We start from the raw sequence: 20,939 nt of genomic DNA, 5'->3' as shown, positions 1-20,939 counted from the left end.
GCCGGCCCTATGGGGTCCGCCCCGGTTCTTCTTTTTGCCACCCGGCGGCGGCTTCCGGGTAGATTGGGCTCATGGCCGTCCCCTCCCTGTCCCCCGCCGGGGAACTCCGAGGACCGGCCCCCCTCCGCCGCCGCAACTACGCGCTGGATATCCTGCGCATCGTCAGCATCGTCGGCGTGGTTGTCATCCACTCCTTCGGCGAGTTGGCCGGCGACGACGACCGCCGACATCAGCCGGACTGGATCTGGGCGGCAATCATCGACATAGCCTTCATCTGGGTGGTGCCGGTCTTCGTCGTCATCTCCGGCGCCCTGGTGCTGGCGCCGCGGACGCACAAGGAGGGCGCGCTGGCGTTCTACCGCAAACGCGCCCTGCGGCTGCTGCCCGCCCTCGTGGCCTGGCACCTGGCCTACATCTTCCTGGGCAGCCACCTGATGCTCGGGCGCGAACTCGAACCGGTCGCAGTGCTGGTGTCCGTCTTCGACACCCGCGTGTACCCGCACCTGTACTTCCTGTGGCTGATCCTGGGCCTGTATCTGGTGGCACCGCCGCTTGCCCGCTACCTGCAGCGGGTGACGCTACGGCGGGCCGCCGCCGCAACCGGCGGCGTGCTGGTCCTGACCCTCGCGCTGTTCAGCCTTCAGGCCGCCAGCATCCAGTACGAGTGGGGCTGGCAGTACCCCTGGAACATCCTGACCCAGTGGTTTCCCTACCTGGGGTACTTCATGGCCGGCTGGGTGCTCACCCAGGTGCGCCTCCCGCGCGGTGCCGCCGCGGCGGCGGGAGGCGCCGCCGTCGTGCTCTCGGTTTTCAACATCTGGCACTGGATCAACCAGGATTCCACGCCGCTGCTCAACGTCATCACGCCGTCCAGCTACGTGGGGCTCGGTGTCACGGCGGCCGCGCTGTGCATCTTTGCCGCCGTGTACCATCTGCTAGCCGGATGGCAGCCGCCGGGCTGGCGGGGCCGGTTGCTCGTCCAGCTGTCCAACGCCTCGTTCGGCGTGTTCCTGTGCCACTACCTGTTCCTGACGTGGCTCACGTTCCACGTCTTCCCGGACCGCGAGCCGACGCTGCCGCTCCTGTTCCTGAAATTCTCGGTGGCCACGGCCTGCTCCTTCGCCCTGACGCTGGTTGCGTTGCGGATACCCGTGCTGCGGCGGCTGTTCTAGACCGCAGCAGACCGCAGCGGCGCAGGGCTAGAAGAGTCCCGTGATGATGCCGTCGTCGTCCACATCCATCCGGCCGGCCGCCGGTTCCTTCGGCAGGCCCGGCATGGTCATGACGTCGCCGGTCAGCGCCACGATGAAACCCGCGCCGGTCTTCGGGATCAGGTCGCGCACGGTGATGCTGAATCCGCTCGGGGCGCCCAGGACCGCGGGGTTGTCGGTGAAGGAATACTGCGTCTTGGCCATGCACACCGGCAGTTTGCCCCACCCGTTCGCCTCGATCTCCGCCAGCCGCCTGCGGGCCGGGCTGGTGAACTCCACATGGTCCGCCCCGTAGATTTGCTGGGCGATGGTCTCGATTTTCTTCTCCACGGTCAGGTCAAGGTCGTACAACGGGGAGAACGACTGCGGCTGCTGCAGGACGTCCGCCACCTTCGCCGCCAGCGCGTCTCCGCCGGGGCCGCCGCCGCCCTGGCCCCAGACATCGGCAATAGCCGCCTCGACGCCCTTCTGCCGGCACCAGTCCAGCACCCAGTCGAGTTCTTCGGGGCTGTCGGTGGTGAATTTGTTGATGCCCACCACGGGCGTGACACCGAATTTGAGCGCGTTGTCCACGTGGCGCTCAAGGTTGGCGATGCCGGCCTGCACGGCTTCCAGATTCGGTTCCTTCAGCTGCTCCTTCGGAATGCCGCCGTGCATTTTCAGCGCCCGGATGGTGGCCAGCACCACGATGGCGGACGGGGCGAAACCGCCGGCGCGCGCCTTGATGTCCATGAACTTCTCGGCGCCGAGATCGGACCCGAACCCGGCTTCGGTGACGACGACGTCGGCGAGCCGGCGGGCGGTCTGCGTGGCCAGCAGCGAGTTGCAGCCGTGGGCGATATTGGCGAAGGGGCCGCCGTGCACGAAGGCGGGCGTGCCGGCGATGGTCTGGACCAGGTTCGGCTTGATGGCGTCTTTCAGCAGCATGGCTAGCGCGCCCTGCACACCCAGGTCCGCCACGGTGACCGGCTTGCGGTCGTAGGTGTAGCCCACCGTGATGCGGGACAGCCGGGCTTTCAGGTCGGCGAGGTTGGACGAGAGGCAGAAGACCGCCATGACCTCGGAGGCGACGGTGATATCGAAGCCCGCCTCCCGCGGCACTCCCTGCGTCGGCCCGCCCAGACCGATCACCACCTGGCGAAGCGCCCGGTCGTTCATGTCCAGCACCCGCCGGAACGTCAGCCGGCGCGGGTCGATGCCCAGCGCGTTGCCCTGATAGATATGGTTGTCCACCAGCGCCATCAACGCGTTGTTCGCCGAGGTGATGGCGTGGAAGTCCCCGGTGAAATGCAGGTTGATGTCATCCATCGGGAGCACCTGCGAATAGCCGCCGCCGGTTGCCCCGCCCTTCATGCCCAAGATCGGTCCGAGGGAAGGTTCACGGATGGCCACCATGGTCTTGTGCCCTGCCCTCGACAGGGCGTCCGCCAGGCCCACCGTCAGGGTGGATTTGCCCTCACCGGCCGGGGTGGGCGACATGGCGGTCACCAGAACCACCTGGCCGCGCGGTTCCTGGTGGCCCTCCCCCAACTTGGCGGGATCAACCTTCGCCTTGTAGCTGCCGTAAAGCTCGAGAGCGTCCGCGGGGATGCCGGCGGCGTCGGCAATGGCGGTAATGGGCCGCAAAGTGGCGCGGCGGGCAATCTCCAGGTCGGTCAGCGGAGCCGGTTCAGACATCGTCGTCCTTCTTCCTCGCATAGGGCCATGGCGGCAGTACCGCCACAGCCAACGTATCAGCCAAGAAGGCCGCCGTCACCGGTCCCTTCCGGGGAGAAGAGAAGCGCAGAACGAGGCCTGGTGAGCTGGCTGGAAGCACCTATGCGAATGGCCGCCTCGAAGCGTCCGGCTCTTCGTCCGAGGAACAAAAATGGCCTGCCGCGCGATAAGCACGCGGCAGGCCATCTTCGTGTTTATTTGCAGCCGTTAGCGGCGCACCGCCCGACGACCGGACAGGCTTTCTGCCACACCGATCAGAAGTACCGCGGCAATCACGGCGACGATGAATCCGAGCACGTTCAGCTCAAAGATGTCGCCCGTGCCCAGCAGGTTTGCGATGACACCACCGATGATTGCTCCGACGATGCCAAGCAGGAGCGTGGCCACGAGCCCCAGATTCTGCTTTCCGGGCTTGATAAGGCGGGCGAGTGCTCCGATAACCAGCCCTGCAATGATGAAACCGATCATGTTGCCTCCTCAGGTTGCGATGGAACCACAATAAGCATACTTAGTGATCGGACGCAAAACGTTTCATCTGGGCGATGTCGGTTTGGCGCCACTGAGACGGCGTCGGCGCGCGGCCTCCGGAACGCCGGTTAGCAATGAAACACCACGGCACTGGAGCGTCGACTAATACTTGAAGGCGGAGGTGCTTAAAGGCCGAGGCCCGCGCCTGGAGCAACCCGGGCGCGGGCCTGAAGCTACATGGGGTCCAATGCGACTCATCGGATCCTCCTCGCGGATGTGTTTCCTACAGGACGGCGTATTTATTTGCACGTGCGGGCTGGAACTCAGCGGATGAGCTGGCGGTGCGACAGCAATTCATCGCGCACCTGTTCCAAGCGCTGTTCGTCAACACCCACGTTCTGTATTCGTTCCCACAGCGAGACGCTCTGGCGGAGCTTGCGGATCATGGCATTCACCTCCTGCCTGGCCAAGAAATTCGGCATGTCCGCTGCTGCGGAGCGTTTCCGGCTTGCCGGAGTCGGCCCGGCAAGGTCCGAACCCCCGCCCGGGGCACCGGCGTCGCCGGAACTGTCGCTGCCGGTGTCAAGGCCGCGCAGGCTTCCGGCGGTGATCACGTCGCCGTGACCGCGCCGCTCCGTTTCCCGGGCCTGCGCCGGCTCGGGCGGACGGATGGATCGTTCCGGTGCAGGCAATACGGCTGCATCGAGCGGTTTCATGAGGGGTTCCTCTCTGGGGTGGGCGGGGTTTTCTCCGGATCGGGCTGGATTTCGGGCAGGAAGCATGGCGGTATCCATGGGGGTTGCCGTTGCCGTGGCGGGGCCGGTGTCCGTGCTCGAAGCAGCAGCGGGGGTCGCCGCGACGGCAGCAGGTAACGCGGTAAGGGTGCTCATTAGCGAAGTCCTCAGGGCAGAAAGTGAGGCCTCCGCGCGGGAGAGCTAGAGAAGAGCGGTGATTGAGAGACGGCAGCGGTTCAAGAGTTGAACCGGCCCAATCAGCAGGGTTCTACTGCGCAGAAATGGCGGAGGCGGGTCGTCGGAGCGCGGCGAAGGAGTTAAACACTCCGCCCGGCGTCTTGGTAATATTCACGATTCCCACCTCCCTTTCCTGATAGCGCCAATAGATACCGTCCGGGTTGAAGCTCCTGATTGAGAAAGTTCAATCGGACTCATCCAACGTACCCGATTGCTCCTGCTTCTGCCTAGCCACGCCCGGGAACTTATTGAACTTTTTCCCGCTGCACCGGCGTGTCGCCAGCAACACGCCGGATAACGACGGCGGCGCCACCCCTTGACGAGCGTGGGCTCCCCCTTTAGGCGACCCCCTTGTTCGCGTCCCGTCCGCCGGACGCCCGGTTGACCGCCCGTTACAGTAGCCAGGCAGGGTCCCTAGACTGGACCCCGATGCCAGCACCCACCCCTGGACGGGACGACGACATGGAAGCTGGAGCTCCGCCGGGACCCGTGCCCGGACCTGCGGCCCCAAAGGCCCCGGCCCGCATCGACGAGCTTGACGCCCTGCGGGCCTTCGCGCTCTTGGGCATCCTGTGCGTGAACATCTGGTACTTCGCCGACCCGTATGCCGTCACCGGCGGATCCAGCCCGGCGTTCCAATCCAGTGCGGACACCGCGGTCCGCTTCGCGGTCAGCCTCCTGTTCGAGGCCAAGTTCTACATCCTGTTCTCGTTCCTGTTCGGCTACAGCTTCGTTCTGCAGTGGGCTTCCGCCGTGGCAGACGGCCAGCCGGTCGTCGTCAGGACCATGCGCCGGGCAGCAGGTCTCGTGGTGCTCGGGGTGCTCCACGGCCTGCTCCTCTTCCACGGGGACATCCTGCTGGCCTACGGCCTGCTGAGCCTGGTGTTGCTAGGTACCCGCTCGCTCTCCGCGTGGGCCGCTGCCGCGGCCGGAGTGGCAGTGATCGGCTGCATGGGCGTGTTCATCCTGTTGCTGGGACTCATCGCGGCGGCCGCGGGACCCTTCGACGGCAGCGCCGCCGCGGGGCCCGCGCCGGCGTTCGGGCTGGCCGGCTCTCCCGCCGACGTTCTGGCCCAGAACGCGTCGCTGTATCCGCTGACGCAGCCCAATGCCGTGCTCCTCCAGGGCCCGATTGCCCTCGGCGCGTTCTACCTCGGCCTGGCTTGTGCCAAGGGACGGCTGCTCGAGCGGGGCATCTCAGCAAGCACGCTCCGCCGCCTGGCTTTCACGGCGCTGCCGGCCGGGCTGGCCGCTTCAGTGTTGCAGGCGTGGTTACAACACGGCGTTGGCGGTCCTGCCGTGACCGTGGTGGCCTTCGGCATTTCCACGTTGACCGGGCCGCTGCTGACGGCCGGTTACGCCGCTGTGCTGCTGCTGTCCTTCCGCACTCCGGCCGGCGGTTGCCTGTGCGCCGCGCTGGCGCCCGCAGGCCGCCTCGCGCTGACCAACTATCTGGGACAGTCCGTGCTGATGGTCCTGGTCTTCACCGGTTTCGGGCTGGCGTTGACCGGCCGATTGGCCCCGCCCGCGGTGCTTGGCGTGGCGGTGCTCCTCTTTGTGGCGCAACTGCTGGCCAGCGCGTGGTGGGTGCAGGGGTTCCGGTACGGACCGCTGGAGTGGCTGCTGCGCTGGCTCACCTACTGGCGGCGTCCGGCCATGCTCCGTTAGCCGCTAGAGGTTCCAACCCGCGATAGCGGGCGTCTTCTTGTCCCACCCCAGCCGGCAGACGGCAGCGGTGTCCAGCACGAAGTGCCGGCCCTCGATGGCTTCCAGGCCGAGCCAACGGGCCGCAAGCACCCGGAGGAAGTGCCCGTGTGCCACCAGCAAGACCTGGCGTGACCCTGGCGGTTCGGACGAAGGGCCGTCGAGCACCTTGGCGATCACATGGTCGGCCCGGTCGGCCACCTCTTGCAGGGACTCGCCGCCGCGGACGCCGTGGGTCCAGATCAGGTAGGAGGGATCCTTGGCCCGGATGGCCGCGCTCTGGAGGCCTTCATAGTCTCCGTAGTCCCATTCATGCGCTTCGGCCACCACCTCCGCTTCGGGGTAGCCGGCCAGTTCGGCCGTCCGGCGGGCACGCGCCAAGGGGGAGGTCAAGACGGTGTGGAAACGGACTCCCGCCAGCTTCGCCGCGGCGTCGCGGGCCTGCTGGACCCCGGCGGGAGTCAGCTCAAGGTCGGCCAACCCGGTGTACCGGTGGTCGCGCGACCACTCGGTTTCGCCGTGGCGCATCAGCCACAACACCGGGAAATCATGCGGTTCGGCCGCGACCATGGCTATGCCTGCTCCGCGTATTCCGGCTGCGTCCGCCACCAGGCCAGCAGTTTCGCTTCTGCCTCTTCCCGCGCCGCCGGACCGTTCTCCAGCCGCTCTTCCAGCAGGAACTTGTAGGCCCGGCCGACCAGCGGGCCGGGCGGGATCCCGAGCAACGCCATGATCTGGGCGCCGTCCAAATCCGGCCGGACGGCGTCCATTTGCTCCTGCTCCTTCAGCGTGGCGATCCGCTGCTCCAGGTCGTCGTAGGCGAAGGCGAGCCGCTCCGCCTTGCGCTTGTTCCGCGTGGTCACGTCGGAGCGGGTCAGCCGGTGCAGCCGCTCCAGCAGCGGTCCGGCGTCGTTGACGTAGCGGCGCACGGCCGAATCCGTCCATCCCGCCTCCCCGTAGCCGTAGAAGCGCATGTGCAGTTCCACCAGCCGGGACACCGCCTTGATGGTCTCGTTGTCGAAACGCAGCTTCTTCATCCGCTTGGCGGTGAGCTTGGAACCCACCACGTCGTGGTGGCGGAAGCTGACCGCACCGGAGGGTTCGAACCGGCGGGTAGCCGGCTTGCCGACGTCGTGCATCAGGGCCGCGAACCGCAGGACGAAGTCCGGACCCGGCACCGCGCCGTCGTCGTCCGTCTCCAAGGCACAGGCCTGCTCCAACACGGTGAGCGAGTGCTGGTAGACGTCCTTGTGCCGGTGGTGCTCATCGATCTCCAGCCGCAGTGCCGCGACCTCCGGCAGCACGTAATCCGCCAGGCCGGTGTCCACCAGCAGGTCCACGCCGGCGCGCGGATCCTTGCCGTTGATCAGCTTGGTCAGTTCGTCGCGGACGCGTTCGGCGGAGATGATCTCGATCCGCGCGGCCATGTCCGTCATGGCCTCCTCCACCTCGGGTGCCACGGCCACGTTGAGCTGGGAGGCGAACCGCGCGGCACGCATCATCCGGAGGGGGTCATCGGAGAACGACGCCGAAGGCGCGCCCGGGGTGCGCAGCACGCCCGCGTGGAGGTCCTTGACGCCGCCGTGCGGATCCACCAGTTCCAGCGACGGCAGCCGCAGCGCCATGGCGTTCATGGTGAAGTCGCGGCGGAACAGGTCGTCCTCCAGGGACGTCCCAAAAGCCACCACCGGCTTGCGGGAATCCGGGTCGTAGGCCTCGGCCCGGTAGGTGGTCACCTCGATCATGTGCTGGCCCTTGCGCAGGCCGATGGTCCCGAAATCGCGGCCAATCTCCCAGAACTTGTCCGCCCATTTCCCGACGACGGCGATGGTGGCATCCGGATCGGCGTCGGTGGTGAAATCGAGGTCCGGGGAGATCCGGCCCAGGAACAGGTCGCGCACCGGTCCGCCGACCAGCGAGAGTTCGTGGCCCGCTGCCGCAAACAGTTCTCCCAGTTCGATCACGACGTCCGGCAACGGCAGGGACGGGACGCTGGAACCGGGTGCTGATGCGAACTGCGAACCAAAAAGGTGAACCATAGTGACTTAAGCGTGCCAGATGCGGGGCGCGATGTTTAACAAAGTCCCGGCGGCTCGGCCCCGGCATCATCGGCCCCTAACAAAAATCGTTAGAGTGGACTGCATGGCACACCCGGTTCCGAGCGCCCCGAAGCGCACCCCGCTGACAGCGTCAGTGGGCAGCGCCGCGCCCGGACACCATTCGCTGCCCACCGTCGAGGAGGTCTCGGCCGGCGGCGTGGTGGTCGATACGTCGACCCCGGACCTGAACGTGGCGATCATCGCCCGCTTCAACCGCGGTGGCCGGCTCGAGTGGTGCCTGCCCAAGGGCCACCCCGAGGGCCGGGAAACCAATGAAGAGGCCGCCGTCCGGGAAGTCGAAGAAGAAACAGGGATCAAGGGCCGCGTGCTGGCCACGCTGGGCAGCATCGATTACTGGTTCACCGTCAGCGGCCACCGCGTCCACAAGACCGTGCACCATTTCCTGCTTGAGGCCACCGGCGGCCTGTTGACGATCGAGAATGATCCGGACCATGAGGCAGTGGACGTGGCCTGGGTTCCGCTGGCGGAGCTGGGCCGGAAGCTGTCCTTCCCCAACGAGCGGCGGATCGTGGACCTGGCCCGGGAAGTCCTGCCCGGGCACCTTTGAGCCCCGGCCGGATCCGGCAATCCGGCCGTTTTCAGGTGAGAACATAGAGGACGATGTCCGAGACCCAGACCCCCTCCCCCAGCCCGTCCGTGCAGCAGCACAGCACAGCCAAGTCCAGTGCCATCATGGCGGCCGGGACCATGGTGTCCCGCGTTCTGGGGTTTGTCCGCACCGCCTTGCTGGCGGTCGCGATCGGCGCCAACACGACGATGGGCGACATCTTCGAGAAGGCCAACACCATCCCGAACATCATCTACCTGCTGCTGGCGGGCGGGGTGTTCAACGTGGTGCTGGTGCCGCAGATCATCAAGGCCAGCCAGAAGAGCGACGGCGGGGCGGACTTCGTCAGCCGGCTGCTGAGCCTGACGCTGCTGGTGCTGGCCGGGATCGCGCTGCTGGCGACCCTGCTGGCCGCGCCGATCATCTCCGTCCTGACCCGCGGCTGGACGCCGGTCATGCTGGAACTCGGCACCGTCTTCGCCGTGTGGTGCCTGCCGCAGATCTTTTTCTACGGGCTGTATGCCGTGGTGGGCCAGGTGCTCAACGCCCACGGCCGGTTCGGCTGGTACATGTGGGCCCCCGCCCTGAACAACGTCGTCGCCATCGGCACGCTGGCGCTGTACATCGCACTGTACGGCCGCTACCTGCCCGGCAAGGACAACCCGGAGCTCTGGACCGGCGCCCAGACGATGGTGCTGGCCGGCGGCACCACGCTGGGCATCGTGCTGCAGGCGCTGATCCTGTTGTGGCCGCTGGGACGGCTGGGGATGGGCCTCAAGCTCAAGCTCGGCTGGCGCGGCATGGGCTTCGCCGCCACCGGAAGGGTGGCAATGTGGAGCCTGGCCACCATGGTCATCGCCAACACCGCCTACCTCTTCTACGGGTCCATCGCCTCCGGCGCCACGGCCGCGCGCGCCGAGCTGGCGGGGCCCGGCGCCTCGGTCCCCGGCGAGTACGCCCTGAATACCGCCCAACTGATCGCCATGCTGCCGCATTCGGTCTTCGTCCTCTCGGTGGCCACGGTGCTGTTCAACCAGTTGTCCCGCCAGCAATCGATCGGGGCGGTGGACGACGTGCGGCACACCGTGAACTCGGGGCTGCGCACCATCGGCGTCGCCACCGTCTTCGGGGCCGCCTCCGTGGTGGTGCTGGCCGGCCCCCTGGCCCGGTTGTTTGCCGGGTCAGGCCCTACCGCGGCGGCTTCCGCGGCGTCGATGGGCCAGGTGCTGACCATCCTCGCGGCCGGCATGCCCTTCATGAGCATCTACTTCTTCCTGGGCCGGGTGTTCTATGCGGAGGAAGACGCCAAAACGCCGTTGATCATGCAGGCGATCTGCTCCGGCGCGTCGGTGGTGCTGGCCGTGCTGATCGCCTGGTTGATCGATCCCACCCTGGTGGTCTACGCGCTGGCGCTGCTGTTCACGGTGTTCCACGTGGTCTCGGCGGTCCTTGCCCACTACTTTGCCCGCCGCCGGCTGGGCGACTACGGCGCGGGCCGCGTCGTGGATACCTACATCCGGCTCGGTTATGCCGGCCTGGGCTCCGGATTGGTGGGCGCAGCGGTCCTGTGGCTGTTCGGCGGTTACACCAACGGCGGATTCGCCTGGCAGTCCATCGCCACCGCCATGGTGACCATCGCCGTCGTCGGGCTGGTCATGGCCGCGGTATACCTGCTGCTCCTGCGCGTGCTTCGGGTCGAGGAGCTGCAGGACTTCCTGCGGCCGTTACTTAATCGGTTGCCCGGACGCGCCTGACAGAAGCGGGTATCGGGTCCGGCAGCGGATAGCATGGAAACCAAATTATCCAGTCACGGGCACCCGCCCAGGACATTTCGCCGGGAGGAACTAGTGCCGCAGCCAGTTGATGTGGGCATGCTGCTTGGTGGCCGTTACAAGGTCACTGCCCAAGTGCTTGCGTCCGCCGAAAACGATCTGGTCCTGGACGGCATTGACCAGGTGCTCAATCGGCCGGTCAGCATCCTGGTGGCAGCGCCGGAGAATGCCAGCCAGGTCGCCATGAGCGCCCGCGAGATCGCCACCGGCGAGCGGGCGGGCAACGTCCAGGTGCTGGACCTCGGCAATGCCGACGGGTTCACCTACCTGGTGACCAACGGGGCCCAGGCGGCCGACCTGCTGGACCTGGTCATTCAGCAGGACGGGCCGTATGTAGAGCCCTTCTTCACCGACACACTCGGTTCGGAAATCTTCGGCCAGGCCCGTTCCACGGAGCCGGAGCCGTATGAGGACGAATACGAGTACGAGGACTACGACGAAGAGCCTCGGCAGAGCCTGCGCGAGAGGCTGAACAAGCTCGACCTGCCCAAATTGGGCCGGAACGGCACTGACGGGACATCCAAGCCCCGGTTCGGCGCCCGTCCTGGAACCCCGGCCTCCGGCGCCGGGCCCGCTGCGGGAGCTGCGGCCGCCGCAGCATCTGCCGGGGCGCACGTGCCGCCGCCGCCCTCCGCTCCCCCTGCCCCGCGGGCCGCGAGCCCCGCCACGGCGCCGGTGTCGCAGGCTCCGGCGGCCGGCCGGCCGGCTGCGGCTCCGGCTTCGGCTCCGGCAGACAAGCCCAAAGTCAGCTTGTGGCCCGGGGACGACGACACGACCGGTGTGCGGTCGGCCGGCATGTTCCCGTCCGCCGCACGCAGCAGCAGCGAACCCGCGGTCGATGACTACGAGTACGACGAATACGACGACGAGGAACGCAACAGCCCGAGGTCTTCCAGGTTGCTGGTGGGCGGGCTGCTCGCCGTCTTGCTGGTGATCGCGATCGTGGTGGCGGTGAGCCAGCTGAATCTGTTCCGCGGCGGCCCCGTCGCCGGCGGCTCACAGGGCGGAAACGAAACCGCGGCCGCGTCCGGCCCCGCAGAGACCGGTGCGGCAGAAGAAACGTCGGCTCCGGCCGATGAAGTCGTCGAACCGGTCATCGCCGGTCTCACCCGTCAGGTTCCGGACTTGCCGGAACTCGACGTGGAGAACGACGGCAAACTGCCCGAAGCCATCGACGGCAACCCCGCCACTTACTGGGCAAGTTACCAGTACGCGTCGGACCAGTTCGGCGGCTACGCCGGAAACATGGCGCTGGTTGTCGAGCTGGAAGAGTCCTCAAGCATCAGCTCGGTAGTGTTGACCCAACTGAGCGGCACCGGAGGGAACTTCTCCGTGCTCCTGAACGATGAACCGACGCTGGACGGCGCCGACCAGGTCGCGCAGGGAAGCTTCACGGCACAGAAGACCACTATTCCGGTGCCTGAACAGGACGGCGCGGCGCCCAAAGCGCAGTACGTCCTGATCAACTTCACGCAGTTGCCGAGGCTGTCCAACCCCATGGGCGGCATGCCCTTCGGCATCCGCATGGCCGAGATCGAAGTCTCCTAGCCCGTCCAGGAGCGGCTGCTCAATAACCTCCCCGGAATAAGCCGGGGGCACCGGCCGTTGAGACAAGTGCCGGGCTAACCGCTCCTTTGGGGTGGCCGGCCCTTAGGGTTACATCAACATCAGAGGAAGAGGTTCGCAGGCAGTGAGCACAGATACCACACCGTCCGTCCGCGACGTCATCATCGTTGGGTCCGGTCCGGCCGGCTACACGGCAGCTGTTTACACCGCGCGTGCCAATCTCAAGCCACTGCTCATCGCCAGCTCCGTAGAGGCAGGCGGCGAGCTGATGAACACCACCGACGTGGAAAACTACCCCGGGTTCCCTGACGGCATCCTGGGTCCCGAGCTGATGGAGAACTTCCAGAAGCAGGCCGAGCGCTTCGGCACCGAGATCCTGTTTGAAGACGTCACGAGCCTTGAACTGGAAGGTCCGGTCAAGAAGGTCACCATCGGCTCCGGCGAAACCTTCCTGGCCCGGTCCGTGATTATCTCCACCGGTTCCGCCTACCGGGAACTGGGCCTGCCGGACGAAAAGCGCCTGGCCGGCCACGGCGTCAGCTGGTGCGCAACCTGTGACGGTTTCTTCTTCAAGGGCCAGAACATCGCCGTCATCGGCGGCGGCGACTCCGCGATGGAAGAGGCCCTCTTCCTGACCAAGTTCGCGGAGTCTGTCACTGTGGTCCACCGGCGGGACACCCTGCGTGCCTCGAAGATCATGCAGGACCGTGCCCTGGCCCACGAGAAGATCAAGTTCGTGTGGAACTCGGAAGTCGTCGGGCTTGAAGGCGACACCAAGGTCAGCGCGCTGAAGCTCAAGAACACGGTCGACGGTTCCGGGTCGGTGCTGCCGGTAACCGGCGTGTTTGTCGCCATCGGCAACGATCCCCGGGTCTCCCTGGTCAAGGACCAGCTGGAACTGACGCCCGAGGGCACGATCGCCGTCGAGGGCCGGTCGTCCCGCACCTCCCTGCCGGGCGTCTTCGCTGCCGGCGACGTTATTGACCCCACCTACCGCCAGGCCATCACCGCCTCGGGCAGCGGCTGTGCGGCTGCCATCGATGTGGAACACTATCTCGCTGAGCGCGCAGACACCTTGGCCGACGTCGCCGAACCCGCAACAGTCTGAACCGGTTGTAAAAGGAGAAAAGCATGAGCAACGCAAAAGATGTCACTGACGCTACTTTCGACGCGGATGTCCTGCAGTCCGCCAAGCCCGTGATCGTCGATTTCTGGGCGGAGTGGTGCGGTCCCTGCCGCATGCTGTCGCCGATTCTCGATGACATCGCTGCTGAGCATTCCGACAAGGTAGAGGTCGTCAAGCTCAACGTGGACGACAACCCGGCCACCGCAGCCCAGTACGGTATCACCTCCATCCCAGCCGTCTATGTCTTCAAGGACGGCGCGGTGGCCGCGACATCCATCGGCGCCAAGCCGAAGCAGGTCATTGAGCAGGAATTCGCAGAATTCCTTAACTAGCCAGATGGAAAACGACGCTGCAGACCAGAGCCTGCGCCGTTCAGACAATAGTCGACGCGTAGTAGCCCTTCGTGAAGGGCTACTACGCGCTGGCATTTCCATGGCCTATTTAGCGCCGGATCAAGTAAACAACCCCACCGTCTTTGACGACCATGTAGATGCGGCCGTACGCACCTTCCAGCAGGCCCGGGGGTTGATGGTTGACGGCGTGGTCGGTCAGGAGACCGAACGAGCCCTGGCGGAGGCACAGTTCAAGCTCGGGGACCGTCCGCTGATATTCACGCTGGACGCGTCGCCTCTTCGTGGCGACGACGTCACCGAGCTCCAGCGCCAATTGTCGTTCCTCGGCTTCTACTACGGTCACATCGATGGCGAGTATGGGGAGCGGACCTACCACGCGGTCCGCGAGCTGCAGCTGAATCTGGGGCTCGAACCTTCCGGCGTCGCGGATCAACAGTTGACTGCCTCGATGGAACGCATTAATAGGACGATCAGTCCGAGCCAGGCGTTCTCGCTCCGGGATTACGAACGGCTCAACCAAGCCTCTGCGGCACTGCGCGGCCGGACTATCACCCTCGCTCCCGGCGCCGGCGCAGCGCACTGGGCAGACAGCCCCGACGTTGCCTCCGGCAGTCGTCTGACCGAGAAACTCGTCGCCGGCGACGTCGCCAGCCGCGTAAAGAAGATCCTGACCGAGCTCGGTGCCAGCGTGGAAATCGTTGACAAGCCAACCGACGGCGGTGGTTTAGACCGGACTTTGCTTATCAAAAGGTCTTCCCCGAGCTTGAGCATTGCCCTCCACTGTGACTGGTTGCCGCAAGAGGCAGCCAACGGCGTCAGCGCCTTTTTTTGGGGCCGTCCTGAATCGGGTGAAGTGCGTTCTCCCATTGGGCACCGCGCCGGCGAACTTATCCTGAAGGAGATCGTGGCCCGCACAGGGTCTACCAACCTGGGTATCCACGGTCGCAGCTGGGATATCCTGCGCCTGCCCAGCACCCCCTCGGTGCAGCTGGATCTCGGATATTTGAGCAGCCCGTTCGACTCCCGCCGGCTCGCTGATCCTATTTACCGGCAGGTCTTGGCCGATTCCATTGTCATCGCCATCCAGCGGCTTTATCTGCTGGAAGAGGACGACGAGCCGACAGGCACCTTGGCTCTCGACGACGTTCTCCGCTTCAATCCAGGTACCTGACTCCAGCGCGACTCAGTCACTTGTTTCACGTGGAACAGCGGCGGCAGGTTTTCATTGTCGGCCGTTTCACGTGAAACGAAACGTACCGCTAACCGTGCCCTCGCCCCGGCTCCCCGCTGCACCCGGGGTACGATCCAGAGGCCATTGCCTCCGACGGACCGGGAAGCACGACAATGTGGGTACTTCCACAGCTACTGAATATCCGTATGGCACGATCGTTCTTGTTACACTCAAAAGTGGATAGTCGCCGTGGGCGATTCGCTGTCGTCCTTGCTCCTCCGTAGGTGCCTGGCTGCGAATACGCGGGTATTGGAAGCCTGTGACCGGTGTTCGCCTCTCCCCCGCTATCGGCCTGTCGACTGTGAGAACCGGTTGCCGTTTCCCCCCAGGTCCGGACTGTCCTCCTCGGATCCCGCCTATCCTTCATCAGACGAAGCATCTAGAAACGGCTGCACCGGGCGGACCCGGATTGTGCATCGTTCCACGTGAAACTTACAGCAAGGGCCATTTCTGTGTCCAAAGCGGTCAGCGACGTCCCTGTCATTGCACGCGGCTCCCCGTCGTGCCTCGGCGAAAGCTGGGATCGCGACTGCACGCCTTTCCAAGGCTGGGGCTTTTAAGTGCTTCGACATGCGACAAGGATCGGCGTCCGAGGCCTCTCCAGTGCCTCCTCACATCTTCCTGCTCTCGCATGGAGGGCGAGAACGCTCGACCTCGCCCGTGGTGAAAGGACGCGAGCAAGCATTATCGTCCGAATTAGCGCGATAACGGCCCTGCATGTGAGGCAGCGTCGAGGCCATACGGTTCCACTGGGAGGATCCCGGGGCTAGCCCCTTCGTGCCGCCACCCCGGGATCAGGCCCCATCACTCAAGGAAGACAAGCTGGAGTGCGATCGCTTCATCCACTGCGTGCGGTGGGCACGCTCAATCTCCTGCCCGTCCAACTATGCAGCACATCCACGCGACCGTAATTCCGTCGCTGAGACGACCGGCGGCCACGCCCTAGCGCTCGGGACAATCGAGCCCTTCGCCAGGTTCGAGTACGCTGACCGTCTTTTGGCGAGCGTTCTTGGGTTTCATGCGGCAAACCGCCAGCCGTCGGGCCTGGATCATTGATGCTTAGGACCTCCCACTTGGCCGAACCCAGCGTGGTTCGTTCCACGTGAAACATATGGGGTCGCTTTGCGGGCCAAACGATGCTGCGCACTAGGATCGATTGTCTGCTGGCCACTCCGACGAGCGCTATTGCGCCGGCCGACGCCCCGCGCACGCCTCGAAATTTGGGATAGGGAAGCAACAGAAAGGGTCAGCTCTCCCGACTCTTTTGGAAAGAGCAGTGGGAGAGCCATGTCTACCCCTTCCATCTGGTTGTCCGCAGCTACGGTCACGGACTAGAGCCGATACCATCCAGAATTCCTTCCCGCTCAACGGCTGCCTGGCAAGGCAAGATGCTGCTAGCCTGGCGGCTACTGTCGCCGTGCACCTGAAATGCAGTGCTCGTGAGGGGCTTCTGGTCAAGAGTTGCTCCAGAGAGCAAGTGGCGACCACCGACGCCTCGCTAGTCCACTTTCCGGTTCTGCTCTGCCGCTCCCTGGTTTCACGTGAAACACGCTTTTTCTCCTTGGGGTTTGGTGTTACGGTGCCAGCCCTCCCCTACAGTTAGACCTAAGCTCCCGCGACTACGCGGAGTATGCATGCCCCCGAAAGGACTGGGCTGCGGTCCGGGCGACAGTTGAACAACCGACGTGTATGGGACTTTCCACTGCCGCCACCACGTGGTACGCCGAGGATAAGATCCCAACTACTGCCCAGGTTTCACGTGAAACACTTCGCTGCATAACCCAGCATCCACCGCCCTTGCTGCTGCTCTACTTCCATCAGCACATTCGGAAAGAGCATTTGCCCAACTGCCACCATTGAACACTCCTGCGAAACGGGGGCTGAAGCGTCATCTCCAACACAGGAGGCCGCTGCTCACCGCCGGCAAAGTACGACATGAGGGTACAGTGGGGGTGAGGCTCATATCAAGAACTTATGCCTCAAGCGCGGCGCACTAATCTCGGATGCTAGTTGTCCAAATGACACAATTGCCAGGTGCCTGAAGGGGCGGGGCTGGGCGGTTCAGTCATGATCCAGCGCCTGCAGCGGAGTTTCACGTGAAACTAACCTCTCCCTTGTTCGGCTGAGCCTGCTCACCTTCTTGTTGCTCGGAGCGGTCGGATGTCAGCGTCGCCCTTCGGGGGAAGAGACAGAGCCTGGCCGGTGAGGCTTAGCCCCAAGAATGGCGACGTTGACGTGCGAGCCAGGACTACACCTGCTCGTCCCGAACACGCTTTCCGAGGACGAACCCATGCAGCCTACCGATTCTGCAACCTCACCTAGTCGGCCCGTAGTGGCCAGGATTTGATGTGCATATCTCTTACTGCTACGGGCGTTGAAATGTGCCGCCTCCAGCCATTCCCAAACCTACTATGCGGCAGGTGCATATGAGCGGGCGCAATTGCTACTACGCACCCGGCCCTTCCTTCACCGTTTTGGAGGCCAAGAATGCCACGTGTCGTTGCTCCCGGGCGCCAGAGTTTCACGTGAAACACCTAGTAACAGACCCGGCTTGCTAGCGCCACGTCGACGAGCTAGCAGAACGCGCCAAACAGACGTCGAAGTCGGAAACAGAGTTCTCACAAGAACGGGGGTCCAATCCCTAATGGGAAGAGGGGAATCGACACTCCCCTGCCCCTTCCCACACTCCGCACTGGGTGCAGCTGCCAAAAGTCCAGGCGAGACCGGATATTCGGCCGAGGGTTCTACAAACTAGGGCAACAGGCTTGCTTAAGCGATCTGTACCAAGCACGTCAGCGAACCCGAACCAACCCGGAGTTGCACCTCAGGGCAAAGCAATGGGCTCCGTCCTTGTGGAACGGAGCCCATTGTTTCACGTGGAACGAAGGCTATGGCGTCGCCGGGTTCAGCACGTCCATGATGCGGTTCAAGTCATCAACACTGGCGAACTCGATGCTTACGCGGCCCTTCTTGGCACCCAAGGTGATCTTAACGCTGGTGTCCAGGCGGTCCGACAGGGAACTAGCCAGATAGTCCAGCCGTTCATGCCGAGCTCCCTCACGGGGCTTGCTTTCGCGTTTGGGCCGTCGCACGCCGTCGCTCAGGGAAACGATTTCCTCGGTCGCCCGAACGGAAAGGCCCTCGGCGACAATCTTTTGCGCCAGCTTCTCCATTTCTCCAGGATCGTTGAGTCCCAGGAGGGCGCGCGCATGGCCAGCGCTCAACACGCCGGCCGCGACCCGCCGCTGAACCAGCGGAGGGAGCTTCATCAACCGTAAAGTGTTGGAGACCTGCGGCCTTGACCGACCGATCCGATCCGCAAGCTCATCATGCGTGCAACCGAAATCATCAAGCAACTGCTGATAGGCCGCAGCCTCTTCCAGCGGATTCAGCTGGCTGCGGTGCAGGTTCTCCAGCAGGGCGTCCCGTAACAGGTCATCGTCGGAGGTTGACCTGATGATCGCCGGAATCGTTTCCAGGCCGGCAGCCTTGGTGGCCCGCCAGCGGCGTTCGCCCATGACCAACTCGTACTGTGCGCCGCCATCATCGGAAGGTCGCACAACGATCGGCTGGAGGACGCCGATCTCACGGATCGAATGCACCAGCTCCGCCATGTCTTCCTCATCGAAGACGGTGCGAGGCTGTTTGCGGTTTGGCTGGATCGCAGTAACGAGGACTTCGGCAAAAGTGGCACCGGGAACCTCGACTAGGTCGGCCCCCGACGTTTCACGTGGAACTGAAACTTCGGTAGGAGCCGAGGGAGCTCCGGCGCTACCCCTGCCAACCGGTTCGGCCGAGTCCTTGGCGGAAGCGTGCGATTCGCCGGCAGCGCCATTGCCATTCGCTCGGGAAGAATCGTCCTTCACAGACTTCTTTGCCGCCGGCTTCTTGCTGCCAGTAGTCGCAAGCTTTCGCGGGGCCCGCAACACTTCGGCTACCTGCGCGGCGCTCGATCCGGTTACGGTCTCGGAGTCAGTCGTCGTGAGGACGGCGGCGTCCCCTTCTTCCCTCCGACTGGAAGCGGGAAAGAAAACGTCTACGGGTCGCTGAGTCCGACGTTTGGCGGAGGCTTCCTGCCCCTCGGTGGACTCGGTCTCCGCTGGGGCCGGAGCACTGGGTATCAATGCGCCCAGGCCTCTTCCCAAGCCGCGACGTTTTTCACTCATCTGGACCCTCTTCCGTCATGCGCCGAGCTAGCATGCACATGCTCGCTTAAGGCGTAATTCTACCGTTGCAGTACGCCTTCACAGTTACTTGCCGCGCTCGGCGATTTCGGCTGCGGCCTCCTGATAGGAAAGGGCCCCGCTGGACGACGGATCATAGGTGATCACTGTCTGCTGGTAACTCGGAGCCTCCGAGATGCGGACCGAGCGCGGTACGACCGCACTTAAAACCTCGTTCGGGAAATGTTCCCGGACTTCTGCTGCAACCTGAGCTGCGAGGTTTGTTCGTCCGTCGTACATCGTCAGCAGGATCGTAGAAACAACCAATCCAGCGTTGAGGTGCTTCTGAATCATCTCGATGTTCTTGAGGAGCTGGCTCAGCCCCTCCAAGGCGTAGTACTCGCACTGGATGGGAATCAGTACCTCTTGGGCGGCGACGAAAGCGTTAACTGTTAGTAGGCCCAGGCTGGGCGGGCAGTCGATAAAGACGTAATCCAGCCGGGGCAGTCCTGCCGTCTCACGTTCCTGCGCGTAAACCTCGATGGCTCGGCGCAGGCGCTGTTCACGGGCCACCAACGACACCAATTCGATCTCGGCCCCGGCCAGGTGAATCGTGGCGGGTGCGACGACGAGGTGGGCTATATCGGGGCATTGTGCGATCACGTCCCCGAGCGGCATATCGTTGATCAGCACGTCGTAGATACTGTCGACGTCAGCGTGGTGCTCGACCCCGAGCGCTGTTGACGCGTTCCCCTGCGGGTCGATATCGATGACCAGGACGTTCAGGCCGGCCGTAGCAAGGGCAGCAGCGATATTGACCGTTGTCGTGGTCTTGCCGACCCCACCCTTTTGGTTGCTGACCGTCAACACCCTGGTCTGGGCGGGCCTGGGAAGCTCCTTGGCCTTCAGCCTCTCACGCCGGCGGTTTTCGCTCGCCAATTCCTGCGCGAGCGGTGTACTTTCGTCAATCGAATCCATAACGTTTGAAACCGTAGCCTCTATCTTCATGTTGGAGTTGGCTATCTCAGCCTCGTTCCCAGGGGAAGTTTCACGTGAAACAGGACCGCTAGGGGGGACGAGCGCAACCATGTTCGGTTGTTCAGCCACTCCGCGGTGCGACGACTCTTCGGCTTTGGTCCCGGTGAAACCCGACACCGTGTTGTTGATCGCCACTTGGATTCCGCCCGCTTTCACTGTCCGCCACCGACCTCTCCTAGCCTATCGTTGCGCGGCCGGATTCACGGGGCGCTGCATGGGTGTGTGGGGGAACAGGTCAAGCATCAACACGGATGCGGACTACCGTCGTCGGCTCTTCCAAGAGATCGTCCCCGACGGTCAAGACCTCTGTTTCTCGGCCACCGAGCTTCCTGATGACCTTTTCGGCCTTCTGAACCTCGTCAGCTGCGCTGCGGCCTTTGATTGCCAGCATTTCGCCCGTGCCATGCAGCAGTGGAATTGAGAGGCGGGCGAGCTTGTCGAGTGCCGACACCGCTCGAGACGTCACGACGTCAGCTGTGACGTCGTCCCCCGCCAGCTCTGCCCGCGTCCGCAGCACCGCGACGTTGTCCAGCGCGAGATCCTCTATGACTTCGTTGAGCCAGGCAACCCTTCGTTCCAACGGCTCGATCAGGGTCAAACGCAAGTCCGGTCGCGCCAACGCGAACGTCAGTCCTGGCAGGCCGGCCCCGCTTCCGACATCCGCGACCGCGGCGTCGCGCCGTATCAGGTGTGCGACGACGGCGCAGTTGAGGACGTGCCGGTTCCACAATCTCGGGACTTCCCGGGGGCCCAGCAAACCCCGTTCGATGCCTGAGGTGGCCAAATGCGCAACGTATCGCTCCGCCAGGCCCAGGCGTTCACCGAAAACCGTGTGGGCAGCCCTGGACTCTGCCACAGTCATTTCAACTACCGACATACCTCTGCCTATCAGA

16 protein-coding genes are annotated in these 20,939 nt (G+C 64.4%); 8 read left to right on the top strand and 8 right to left on the bottom strand.

The window, feature by feature from the left end:
- Window positions 1-71 precede the first annotated feature (71 nt).
- Window positions 72-1,172, top strand: a complete 1,101-nt coding sequence (locus AC5RVG_RS08300; RefSeq protein ID WP_494013454.1) for an acyltransferase — start codon at window positions 72-74, stop codon at window positions 1,170-1,172.
- A 27-nt stretch (window positions 1,173-1,199) separates the two neighbouring features.
- Here the strand turns inward: AC5RVG_RS08300 and AC5RVG_RS08295 are convergent, their stop codons facing one another.
- From AC5RVG_RS08295 to AC5RVG_RS08285, 3 genes are all read right to left on the bottom strand, one after another.
- Window positions 1,200-2,888, bottom strand: a complete 1,689-nt coding sequence (locus tag AC5RVG_RS08295; protein WP_494013453.1) for a formate--tetrahydrofolate ligase — start codon at window positions 2,886-2,888, stop codon at window positions 1,200-1,202.
- A 246-nt stretch (window positions 2,889-3,134) separates the two neighbouring features.
- Window positions 3,135-3,395 (bottom strand): GlsB/YeaQ/YmgE family stress response membrane protein, encoded by a 261-nt coding sequence (locus AC5RVG_RS08290; RefSeq protein WP_493978224.1) that lies wholly within the window; start codon window positions 3,393-3,395, stop codon window positions 3,135-3,137.
- A 323-nt stretch (window positions 3,396-3,718) separates the two neighbouring features.
- Entirely contained in the window at window positions 3,719-4,111 is a 393-nt protein-coding gene (locus AC5RVG_RS08285) for a hypothetical protein (RefSeq protein WP_494013452.1), read from the bottom strand.
- Between the two features lie 684 nt (window positions 4,112-4,795).
- On the opposite strand from AC5RVG_RS08285, the gene AC5RVG_RS08280 reads away from it, so the two are divergent.
- The gene (locus AC5RVG_RS08280) at window positions 4,796-6,034 is read left to right on the top strand and encodes a DUF418 domain-containing protein (protein WP_494013451.1); all 1,239 of its coding nucleotides are present in this window, start codon (window positions 4,796-4,798) and stop codon (window positions 6,032-6,034) included.
- Window positions 6,035-6,037: 3 nt separating this feature from the next.
- Here the strand turns inward: AC5RVG_RS08280 and AC5RVG_RS08275 are convergent, their stop codons facing one another.
- Window positions 6,038-6,640 carry a histidine phosphatase family protein gene (locus tag AC5RVG_RS08275; RefSeq protein ID WP_494013450.1) on the bottom strand — a complete coding sequence of 201 codons (603 nt, stop codon included), beginning with the start codon at window positions 6,638-6,640 and terminating at the stop codon, window positions 6,038-6,040.
- Window positions 6,641-6,642: 2 nt separating this feature from the next.
- Window positions 6,643-8,109, bottom strand: a complete 1,467-nt coding sequence (locus AC5RVG_RS08270) for a CCA tRNA nucleotidyltransferase (protein WP_494013449.1) — start codon at window positions 8,107-8,109, stop codon at window positions 6,643-6,645.
- 103 nt (window positions 8,110-8,212) lie between these two features.
- On the opposite strand from AC5RVG_RS08270, the gene AC5RVG_RS08265 reads away from it, so the two are divergent.
- The 6 genes from AC5RVG_RS08265 to AC5RVG_RS08240 all read left to right on the top strand — a co-directional run bounded on the left by AC5RVG_RS08265 (window position 8,213) and on the right by AC5RVG_RS08240 (window position 14,785).
- Window positions 8,213-8,737: an NUDIX hydrolase gene (locus AC5RVG_RS08265; RefSeq protein ID WP_494013448.1), complete on the top strand. Its 525-nt coding sequence runs from the start codon at window positions 8,213-8,215 to the stop codon at window positions 8,735-8,737.
- Between the two features lie 53 nt (window positions 8,738-8,790).
- Complete coding sequence (gene murJ, locus AC5RVG_RS08260; protein WP_494013447.1) at window positions 8,791-10,491, top strand: murein biosynthesis integral membrane protein MurJ; 1,701 nt, start codon at window positions 8,791-8,793, stop codon at window positions 10,489-10,491.
- A gap of 93 nt (window positions 10,492-10,584) precedes the next feature.
- Window positions 10,585-12,117: an ABC transporter substrate-binding protein gene (locus AC5RVG_RS08255; protein ID WP_494013446.1), complete on the top strand. Its 1,533-nt coding sequence runs from the start codon at window positions 10,585-10,587 to the stop codon at window positions 12,115-12,117.
- Between the two features lie 142 nt (window positions 12,118-12,259).
- Window positions 12,260-13,243 (top strand): thioredoxin-disulfide reductase, encoded by a 984-nt coding sequence (gene trxB, locus AC5RVG_RS08250; protein WP_494013445.1) that lies wholly within the window; start codon window positions 12,260-12,262, stop codon window positions 13,241-13,243.
- A 23-nt stretch (window positions 13,244-13,266) separates the two neighbouring features.
- Window positions 13,267-13,593 (top strand): thioredoxin, encoded by a 327-nt coding sequence (gene trxA, locus AC5RVG_RS08245; protein WP_493978232.1) that lies wholly within the window; start codon window positions 13,267-13,269, stop codon window positions 13,591-13,593.
- 4 nt (window positions 13,594-13,597) lie between these two features.
- Entirely contained in the window at window positions 13,598-14,785 is a 1,188-nt protein-coding gene (locus tag AC5RVG_RS08240; RefSeq protein ID WP_494013444.1) for an N-acetylmuramoyl-L-alanine amidase, read from the top strand.
- A 2,948-nt stretch (window positions 14,786-17,733) separates the two neighbouring features.
- Here the strand turns inward: AC5RVG_RS08240 and AC5RVG_RS08235 are convergent.
- The 3 genes from AC5RVG_RS08235 to rsmG form a co-directional block, all read right to left on the bottom strand.
- Window positions 17,734-19,011, bottom strand: coding sequence for a ParB/RepB/Spo0J family partition protein (locus AC5RVG_RS08235; RefSeq protein WP_494013443.1), 1,278 nt, complete (start codon window positions 19,009-19,011; stop codon window positions 17,734-17,736).
- An 84-nt stretch (window positions 19,012-19,095) separates the two neighbouring features.
- On the bottom strand, window positions 19,096-20,097 hold the full coding sequence (locus AC5RVG_RS08230) for a ParA family protein (protein ID WP_494013769.1): 1,002 nt from the start codon (window positions 20,095-20,097) through the stop codon (window positions 19,096-19,098).
- Window positions 20,098-20,281: 184 nt separating this feature from the next.
- Complete coding sequence (gene rsmG, locus AC5RVG_RS08225) at window positions 20,282-20,923, bottom strand: 16S rRNA (guanine(527)-N(7))-methyltransferase RsmG (RefSeq protein WP_494013442.1); 642 nt, start codon at window positions 20,921-20,923, stop codon at window positions 20,282-20,284.
- Between the last annotated feature and the right edge of the window lie 16 nt (window positions 20,924-20,939).

The sequence above is a fragment of the Arthrobacter senegalensis genome, from assembly GCF_059091765.1.
Note: the sequence above shows the minus strand (reverse complement) of the source record. Positions and strands in the feature narration are given on the sequence as shown.